We start from the raw sequence: 3111 nt of genomic DNA on the forward strand, positions 1-3111 counted from the left end.
CGGTGGCAAAGATACGTCTTTTTTCTCTGATTAACAAGAAGGAGGGACGAAAATGGTGTGTATAATTGTTAATTTGTTCACTTTTTCACAGGAATCAATTATCCTGTATATTGGCGATAGTCTTTTTGCACCCATAATAATTTTCATATAATAATTTATCCTTTGTTATGTCTTTGCAGGGCTAATAGTTCCGTGGCTAGCCTTCCATTTTTTAGGTGAACACCCTTCAAACCAAGCAAAGAAGTTGTTAAACAATAAAAAGTTGCCGAAAAGTTTGGCAGTTTCATTTTTAATTCTTACTTTTGCCCAGACATTTGCAAGTTGCCCAACTCGCTTGGGCTTCTGAGCCAATATAGTTTGGCACTGCATTTGTCTCTATTTATGTGAGAGCGTCTTCATGCGCTTTGTTTCTGACTTCTCGAAATCAGGTAAATGAATATCTTGCAGGAAAGTGTACACTCTCATACGGCGATGGTATGCCGTCGATAGCATTTACCTCAGAACAATCAACATCCATTACACTATCGGGAAACATTACTGCGAACACGGCTTATTACATAGCTGTTCCTGCCGTAACACTCTCCGCAGGTTGGAGCATTTCGTTCACTGACAACACCGGTGATGTTTACACTCGCACAGGTTCTAATAGTATTACATTTAAGAGAAATACTATCATTAATCTCGGTGAGTTTTCAAGAACTGACAATAACTTGAAATTGACGTTAACACAGAATGGTAATGTGCCGGCGGACAAACAGGTTGATATGGGAGTGTTTAATATTGGTGGAACTAATTATAGATTAATATTCACCAAATCCAACCTAATAGCCACAGGTCTTGCCGCAAGTGAATCCGCCTACGGCGATTACTTTGCTTGGGGAGCTACTAAGCCTTGGTATACTTCTTATAAAGGTACTACTATTAATGGTTGGAAAGAAGGCCATAAAAGCGGATATGCAAGTGGAACAGCCCCAACCTTCTCCCCCGAATATACGTCTGAAAAAGATTTTGAAATGTCAGATGACCCTGCTCGCAAGATTCTCGGTGGTGACTGGCAGATACCGACCAAAGCGATATGGGAGGCTTTAGTGTATAATTCAAGCTCAAAAGGTTGGGATAGTGGATATAAATTTACAAATAATAGTCAAACTCTCTTTTTGCCTGCAGCTGGCTACGTCCGTGCGACTCGGTTCAGTGAATACGGCTCAGGCGCCCGCTACTGGTCAGGCACAGCCTACTCGAGCTCTTACGCATATCGCCTGTCCTTCTCTGACAGTAAACTCAATGTGGGTAACGACCTCGGTCGCCAATACGGTTGTCCGGTGCGCCCGGTGCGCTTGGTTGCAGTGGATTGAAACTTCAGCAATAGCGCATGGCGATAGAATGTAGGCAATGATTGTCGGATGTCTGGTAGCCTTTAGAGCGGTGTACCGCAGTACACCGTGGAAAAGGCTACCAGACAGCTGGGAATCATTGCAGAATAGAAATAAGAGGTATCAGAATCCCAGCAATAGCTCATGGCGATGGCATGCAGGGGCAGAGTTATGCCATCCCGACCAGCTGTTCCTCGTCACCCGCATAGGCTGTGGCATCGCCGGTTTCTCCCCCGACGAGATAGCTTCCCTCTTTGCCAAGGCGGCAGAAGTGGAATTTGTCTTGCAGATGAATAATGAGATAGTGCCGGTGGAGGTGAAGTCTGAAAACAATGTCAAGACTAAGAGTCTGTCCATTTACCGTAAGACCGATTCTCCCTCATTGTCTTTGCGTTTCTCTACAAGGAACATCCGCAAGGATGATGACCTTCTAAACCTGCCCCTATATCTTGCCGACAGGATATCGAAGATATATGGTATGACATCATCCTTATAAATAATGAAAAAACTTGATTACGACTACTGTCATGCCACAAAACTCGTTAGAGAATAGTTATAAGGATGGGAAACTTCAATTAATAACGTTATTTGCCATGTAATATCTCTTTGGGCAGGAATCCGTCGATGGTGCCTTTCTCCGATGAGAAGTTGATGCCGAGGGCTATGAGTTTGCGGTTGTCGGCTGCATAGGGTTTGGCGTAACCCTTTTCTTCTATTTGTTGGAGTGCTGCCTCGGCCGAACCGTTGAGTTTGAACTCGATGATATAGACGTAGCCCGGACACTCCACCACACAGTCTATGCGCCCCTCGCTCGTCTCCTTCTCTGCCACTGTGCTGTAGAAGGCAAGCATCTTGACGATGAGATAGAACGTGTATTGGAAATACCGCTCACACTCCATCGGGTCCTGCTTGCGCTGGAAGCGGTAGGTGACGGAAGATAGGAGTGAGGTCATCAGTTTCTCGAATCTTGTGGTGTCACCCTTCTCTAAAGCATCAGTCACATCATTTACCCAAGATTTTGGTCGGGATGATTCTGAGAAATAGCGTGAAGCGAGAGTTTCGACAAATCCATTGCGTACTTCCTCGTTCGGAAAGTCGAGACAATATGTATTACGGTCTATATTGCAATCCTTAATCGTGAGATATCCGCTTTGGTAGATCATCGGCAGTGGCTTCTCCACATCTGCCTTATAGTCGATGAAGAGTGAGGCATCGTAGTATCTGCCCACCAACTCGTTGATGTTCTCGTTGCTATGGGCGAGCAGGCGCACAAGGTATGTTGGTGTGCCTGAGGCAAACCAGAAGTTTCTGAGTTCAAGGTTGTTGAAACAGTTGAGGATGCTGAAGGGATTGAAGATGTCAATCATCCTTCGTCCAAAGTGATAGCCGTCGTATTTCTTCTTCAGACGCTCAACGGTTGCCTCATAGCTTATGCCGAGGTCATCTGCCAGTTCCCTGATAGACGAGTCAAAGACAGTGAGCAGTTCGTCCTTGGTGATTCCGCACAACGACTCATAACGTCTATTCATGCTGATGTCATCCGGCTGGTTGAATCCGCTGAACACGCTCACCTGCGAGAACTTGGTGACACCTGTCAGCATCACGAACTGAAGGTCCTCGTCGGCATCCTTGAACAGGCTGTAGAAACCTTTCAGAAGATTGCGGTTGTAGTCTTCCAGTCGCATTCGGTTGCCCTCGCTGTCGGTCACTTGCAAATCGAGGTCAATCACGTCGAGCA

General features: G+C 45.7%; 3 protein-coding genes. 2 read left to right on the plus strand and 1 reads right to left on the minus strand.

Going from position 1 to position 3111, the window contains the following annotated elements; all coding sequences use genetic code 11:
• Positions 1–476: 476 nt before the first annotated feature.
• Together CIK98_RS17470 and CIK98_RS17795 are read left to right on the plus strand one after the other, a co-directional pair.
• Entirely contained in the window at positions 477–1355 is an 879-nt protein-coding gene (locus tag CIK98_RS17470) for a hypothetical protein (protein WP_094386558.1), read from the plus strand.
• A gap of 37 nt (positions 1356–1392) precedes the next feature.
• Positions 1393–1869, plus strand: a complete 477-nt coding sequence (locus tag CIK98_RS17795; protein ID WP_141210596.1) for a hypothetical protein — start codon at positions 1393–1395, stop codon at positions 1867–1869.
• Positions 1870–1957: 88 nt separating this feature from the next.
• Here the strand turns inward: CIK98_RS17795 and CIK98_RS17480 are convergent.
• The coding region (locus tag CIK98_RS17480; RefSeq protein WP_141210597.1) for an AAA family ATPase at positions 1958–3111 on the minus strand (1154 nt) is incomplete at its 5' end.

Source organism: Prevotella sp. P2-180, assembly GCF_002251435.1.
Taxonomy (GTDB): Bacteria; Bacteroidota; Bacteroidia; order Bacteroidales; family Bacteroidaceae; genus Prevotella.